Origin of the sequence: Streptomyces sp. SID3212 (genome assembly GCF_009865405.1) — a bacterium.
Classification (GTDB): Bacteria; Actinomycetota; Actinomycetes; order Streptomycetales; family Streptomycetaceae; genus Streptomyces.
In genome coordinates this window covers 1-6,082 of the sequence record NZ_WWJY01000779.1, presented here as the reverse complement: position 1 = coordinate 6,082, position 6,082 = coordinate 1, and the positions used below count along the sequence as shown (strand labels likewise).

Below are 6,082 nucleotides of genomic sequence, written 5' to 3'. Positions count from 1 at the left end.
ATCCCGGATGCCGGACCGGCTGGCGTTCGGGCTGCAGAGTTCGAGCCGCTTGGGGTTGGTCCGGGTGAAGCGGGGATCCCGGATGCCGGACCGGCTGGCGTTCGGGCTGCAGAGTTCGAGCCGCTTGGGGTTGGACCGGGCGAAGGCGGGATCCCGAAGGCCGGACCGTTCGGCGTTCAGGCGCCGGAGTCCGAGCTGCCTGGGGTCGGTCCGGGTGAAGCCGGGATCTCGGGAGCGGGACCGGTTGGCGCTCGGGCGCCGGAGTCCGAGCTGCTCGGTGTTCGACTCGCCGCAGCCGGGATTCCCGGAGCCGGGCTGCCCGAGGTCTTCGGGCGTGTGGTGGACGGGCTGGTCAGGGACCGCGTGGTGACCGTTGATCGGTCGGGCCGCATCACGTTCGCCGTACCCGCGCTCGCCGTGGCGCTGCGGGCGCTGCTCGGGTGTCGCGATGTGCGACCGTTCCACGCCACGATCACCAGAGTGGTGACCGACCGGCTCGGCCCCGTCGCGGCGGGCGCAGCGCACCCCCGCCTGGCCGACCACGTCGCGGCGGCGGGCTCTGTCCTCGACGCCTCACTCGCGGTGCCGTTGCTTCTGGCCGCCGCCCGTACGAGTGCGAAGTCCGACCCTTCGTGGGGGGCCCGCGCCTACCACTCGGCCTTGCGGCACCTGTCGCCGTACGACCCCCGAGCGACCGGCGTGCTGCGCGAATCCGTCGCGCTGAGCCTGCGGAACGCCGACCACGTCGGCGTACTCGCCCTGGGCGAGCGGGTGTTGGCGAGCCTGGAGGAGTGGTACCACGGAGACGGGCGGGACGGCGAGCGAGGCGGCGGGAAGGGTCAGTACCGTTCCGACGAGCCTCGCGTCGAGGACCTGGACCACCTCGAATGGGTCACCCGGGCCTGCACCCTGTCGACCCTGCACGAGCACCGATCTCCGCAGACCGACGACGTCGACCCCCGATACGGCGTGGCCCTCGCACAGGTACCCGCCGCCACCGCGCTGGCGGCGCTCGGCGGCGCGTACGGAATCGGCCCCATCACACCGATCACGCCGATCACACCGATCACACCGATCATGCCGATCACACCGATCGCAATGACAACTCTTCCGGATACGGGACTGCCGAGGGCGTCCCGGCCGCCCGGACCACCAGCGCGCCACACCTCGGACTCAAGCCTCAACCCAGGCCCCGATCCCGACCCAGGCCCAGGCCCCGCCCCCGACCCCCTCCCCTCCCTCGCCGAAGTGCGCCTCCTCGCCGCCGCCGTAGGCCCCCGCGCCGAGTTCGAACGTACCCGCCAGGCCCTCGCGCAGGACGCCCCAGCTCACGCACTCAACGCCGCCTCCCTCGACCGGCTCCGTAACGCCGCCGCCTACGGAGACCTCGTCGGTGCTCTCGGCGCCGTGCTCGGTGAGCGGTACGCCGGGGTGGGGCAGAGCACGGCCGTCCAGTACCACGCCATGGTGCGCGACTACCTCACCGGCCGGTGGGACAGCGCGCTCTCGGCCGCCCGCCGCATCGAGACGCGCGGCCGGGCCGACGGCGCGCCGGGTGTGGCACAGCCGGCCCGGGCGCTGGCGGCCGAAATCCAGCTCGTACGGGGGAAGTTGGGACGCGCCCGCGAGTGGCTCGACCTGATCCCAGACTCCGTAAGCCATCCGCTGGTGGCCCGGGCGCGGCTGGGCGTCCGCTACTGGTCGGGCCACGGGGACCAGGCCATGGAGGCCGAGGCGGTGGCAGCGGCGTGGCGGGACGTGCGGCGGGCGCGTGAGGACGGACTGCTCGCCGGCCTCGACCGTGTCCTGCTGCGGATCCTGTCGATCGCCGTGGAGCGGAATGACCCGGAGGCCGTACGCCACACCATGGCGGAGATCGAGAACCTGCACGAGGAGGCCGCCTCGCCCATGACACACGAAGTGCTGCTCGTCGGACGCGGCATGGCACACGCCGACGCGCAAAGCGCCCTGTCCGCCTACGAGTTGGTACGGGAACGAGGCGACGTCCCCCTGCTGGTCGACTGCTGCGGCTGCCTGGCGGAAGTCGGCGACGACCCGGAACGGTGGCTGGCCGAGGCGACCCGGAGCGGGCACGCGCTGGGCATGGGCCGGCCCGTCCGCAGCCGGCTCGGCGCCGCGGCCCGCCGACGGAACGTCTCGCTCCCCAGGCGCCGCGCCGCCCGGGGCGGGCGGAGTGAACGGGACGAGCGGGGCGAGCGGGACGTACAGCTCATCGACTTGGTCAGCGACGGGTCCACCAACCGGCAGATCGCCGCCCGGCTGGGGTGCAGTGAGAAGACGGTCGAACAGCGGCTGACCAGGCTGTTCAAGCGGACCGGCTGCCGTTCCAGGGCGGAACTGGCCGCGGCCTGGCTGGACGGCAGCCTGGTCCGGCAGGGGCTGGTGCCCGGCACCGGTGCGTCAGAACGGCACGGCGGGGACGGGCCGGCGCTCCCGACCGGTTGAGCGGTACGGGGAGGCAGGAGGCGGCTTCCCCCGTTACCGCACCCCCGTCACCGCACCCCCGTACCGTCAGTACTCCGGCTAGCTCTCCGACCCCTCCTCCCGCTCGCGTTCCCGCTCCCACTCGTCCTCGTCGAAGTGCGGCCTGCGCAGATGCACCGTGTCGAAGGCCCCCGCACCGTGGTAGGTGAACCTGACCGTCGGGCTCTCGTGGTGACTCTCCTGGTATCTGGCCCAGTCCACTCGGGGATCGCGCCGGGCAGCATCCTCCCGGTGAGCCACCTGCTCCCGATCGGGGGGCAGTTGGGGTCTGTGCGGCGCGTAACCCGGATACGGCGGTACGCCCGCCCCCGCCCCCGCCCCGTACGAGCCCCCGTACGGGCCCGTGTAAGTGCCCCCGTACGTCTCCGTGTTCGTGCCCGGGTACGACCCCGGGTACGTCCCCGGCCCCGTTGTCACCGCCACCGCCCCTTCCGCGCCGCCGCTCGTCAGCACGACCGTCACGCCCACGATGATCAGCAACAGCCCAGGCACCGTGGCTAGTTCGATGTGCTGCCCCATCAGCCACCACGCGATGATCGCGGCCACGGGGGTCTCCAGCAGGAGGAGGACGCTCATGGACGTCGCCGACGTCCTGCCCAGGGCGAAGTTCAGTGCCCCGAGCCCCAGAAGCTGAGGGAGGACGAGCAACCCGAGCAGCGACCACTGCGTGGCCCTGTCGAAACCGGTCAGCGGGATGTCGACCAGCCAGCAGACCAAGAGGAGTTCGAGACCGCAGACGAGCGACGTGAACGTCGAGTACAGCGGCGTGCTCACATCCGCCCGCGACTTCTCGCTCAGCGCCGTGTACCCGGCCTGCGCGAGGGCCCCCGCGAGGGCGAGCAGGTCGCCCAGCAGCGCCGTACCACCGGCCTTGATGTCCAAGCCGGCGGCCGCCGCCGCCCCCACGACCGAGAGTGTGAGACCCGTCCACGTCCTGCGGGACGTCTTGGCGCCCTGGCCCGCGGCGATGAGGGCCTGCCAGACGGGCTGGGTCGCGACGAGGGCGGTGGACATGGCGACCGTGGTCAGCCGGGTGCTCGTCATGAACGCCGCGAAGTGGAGGGCGAGCGCCGTGGCCGCGAGGAAGCCGAAGACGAGGGGCCGCCACTGTTCCCGGCGCAGCAGCGCGCGTTCGCCGCGCGCGACCCGTACCACCTCGCGGCGGCGCAGGAGCAGGAGGAAGGGCCCGAGTACGGCGAAGCCCAGGCAGTTGCGCCAGAAGGCCATGGCGAGCGGCGACGCGGTGGCGGCGGCGGTCAGCGGGGCGGTGGTCGCGACGGAGACGATGGTGACGACCATCGCGGTCACGGTCAGCGGATCGAGTTTGGTTTTCACGCCCGCGTAATCCCGTTCACGTTTCCGTATCCGTTTCCATATGCGTATCCATTTACTACGAGAATGATCAATCGAATTCGACCGTCCCGCGCGCTCCCCGTGCGCGCGGAGGACTTACGGGCAAAGGAAAGAATTCGCGCCGCCGTAATCAGGTGCTTCGAACAACCGTCATCTCCGCGCGCGATTGACCGCCGAGGTAACGGCCTTGAGCGACGCCCAGGTCGCACTGGCGTCGATGCCGATGCCCCACAGCACGTGGCCTTCCACGGCGCATTCGACGTACGAGGCGGCCTGCGCGCTCGCGCCCTCGCTCATGGCGTGCTCGCTGTAGTCCAGCACCCGGGCGTCGATTCCGACGCCGGCCAGCGCGTCGACGAAAGCGGAGATGGGGCCGTTGCCCCGGCCGGTCAGGGTGATGTCCTCGCCGTCGAGGACCGCCTCGACGGTGAGCGCGTCCGACCCGCCGGTGGAGACCGAGACGGGGGCGGAGCGCAACGCGAGCCGCCCCCAGGGGTGGTGGGCGGAGGCCAGGTATTCGTCCTCGAAGACCGACCAGATCTGGCCCGGGGTGACTTCGCCGCCCTCGGCGTCGGTCTTGGTCTGGATGATCCGCGAGAACTCGATCTGCATGCGGCGCGGCAGGTCCAGTTGGTGGTCGTTCTTGAGGACGTACGCGACACCGCCCTTGCCGGACTGCGAGTTGACCCGGATGACCGCCTCGTACGAACGCCCCACGTCTTTCGGGTCGATCGGCAGGTACGGCACCTCCCACTCGATCTCGTCCACCGCGAGCCCACGCGCCGCCGCGTCGGCCTCCCTCGCCTCGAAGCCCTTCTTGATGGCGTCCTGGTGGGAGCCGGAGAAGGAGGTGTGGACGAGGTCGCCGACGTACGGGTGGCGGGGGTGGATCTCCATCTGGTTGCAGTACTCCCACGTACGACGGATCTCGTCGATCCGGGAGAAGTCGATCTGGGGGTCGACGCCCTGCGAGAAGAGGTTCATGCCGAGGGTGACCAGGTCGACGTTGCCCGTACGTTCGCCCTGCCCGAACAGGCAGCCTTCGACGCGGTCGGCACCGGCCATGAGCGCGAGTTCGGCGGCGGCGACGGCCGTACCCCGGTCGTTGTGCGGGTGCGCGGACAGGCAGACGAACTCCCGCCGGGACAGTTTCCGCGACATCCACTCGAAGCGGTCCGCGTGCGTGGACGGCGTCGAACGCTCCACGGTGGCGGGCAGGTTGAGGATGATCTCGCGGCCGGCCTCCGGCTGCCAGACGTCCATGACCGCCTCGCAGACCTCCAGTGCGAAGTCCAGCTCGGTGTCGGTGAAGATCTCCGGCGAGTACTGGTAACCGAGGACCGCGTCGTGGCCCAGTATCTTGTCGGCGTAGTCCATCACCAACTGGGTTCCGCCCACGGCGATTTGCTTGACCTGCTCCTTCGTACCGCGGAAGACGACGCGGCGGAAGGTGGGCGCGGTGGCGTTGTAGAGATGCACGGTGGCCCGCCGAGCACCTCTCAACGATTCCACCGTCCGCTCGATCAACTCCTCACGCCCCTGCGTCAGTACGGAGATCGTCACGTCGTCCGGGATCGCGCCCTCTTCGATGATCGACCGTACGAACGCGAAGTCGGTCTCACCGGACGACGGAAAGCCGACCTCGATCTCCTTGTAACCCAACCCCACCAGCAGGTCGAACATCTCACGCTTGCGCTCGGGCGACATGGGGTCGATGAGCGCCTGATTGCCGTCCCGCAGATCGGTCGACAGCCAGCGCGGAGCCTGGGTGACACGGGCGTCCGGCCAGGCGCGGTCGGCGAGGTCGACGGCTTCGTACGGCCGGTACTTGTGGACCGGCATCGCGCTCGGACGCTGGGGGAGGGCGGCGGCGGTCAGGGGCGTGGGGCGGCGCACAGAGGGGTCGGACATGGGGGGAGATCTCCTGGGGTGCTGTTCGCCGGCCCGGACGGCCCGGTGCGGAAGGGAAGGGTGGCCGCCCGCCGGTTCGCCGGCCGACCAACACCGCACCGGGACGCCGACTGCGCGACGGGATCGCCGACACGCTCCGAACGGCCCGGTTCGTGGCCGCGCTGCCACGGAGAATCCATGCGGTACGGATGGGGCGCCGCGAGATCACACGTGACCCGTCCCCTCATCCTCAACCACACCCCCACCCACAACCCCCGCCCCGCACGGACGTTGCCCCCCGGTACAACCCCCAATGCCCGCCCGTCCCCTCACG

Annotated in this window: 4 protein-coding genes; 1 reads left to right on the top strand and 3 read right to left on the bottom strand. The window is 70.9% G+C overall.

Annotated features, from left to right (window positions below):
- Positions 1–465, bottom strand: a 465-nt coding sequence (locus tag GT042_RS39355) for a hypothetical protein (protein ID WP_237531095.1), incomplete at its 3' end; no start/stop codon positions are given.
- Positions 466–480: 15 nt separating this feature from the next.
- On the opposite strand from GT042_RS39355, the gene GT042_RS40160 reads away from it, so the two are divergent.
- A complete protein-coding gene (locus tag GT042_RS40160; RefSeq protein ID WP_345943884.1) occupies positions 481–2,466 on the top strand; it encodes a helix-turn-helix transcriptional regulator in 1,986 nt (661 codons plus the stop codon).
- A gap of 78 nt (positions 2,467–2,544) precedes the next feature.
- Here GT042_RS40160 and GT042_RS23310 read toward each other — a convergent pair whose 3' ends face one another.
- Both GT042_RS23310 and leuA read right to left on the bottom strand, forming a co-directional pair.
- On the bottom strand, positions 2,545–3,840 hold the full coding sequence (locus tag GT042_RS23310; protein ID WP_202533567.1) for a DMT family transporter: 1,296 nt from the start codon (positions 3,838–3,840) through the stop codon (positions 2,545–2,547).
- A gap of 168 nt (positions 3,841–4,008) precedes the next feature.
- Entirely contained in the window at positions 4,009–5,769 is a 1,761-nt protein-coding gene (gene leuA / locus GT042_RS23305; RefSeq protein WP_161310675.1) for a 2-isopropylmalate synthase, read from the bottom strand.
- Positions 5,770–6,082 lie beyond the last annotated feature (313 nt).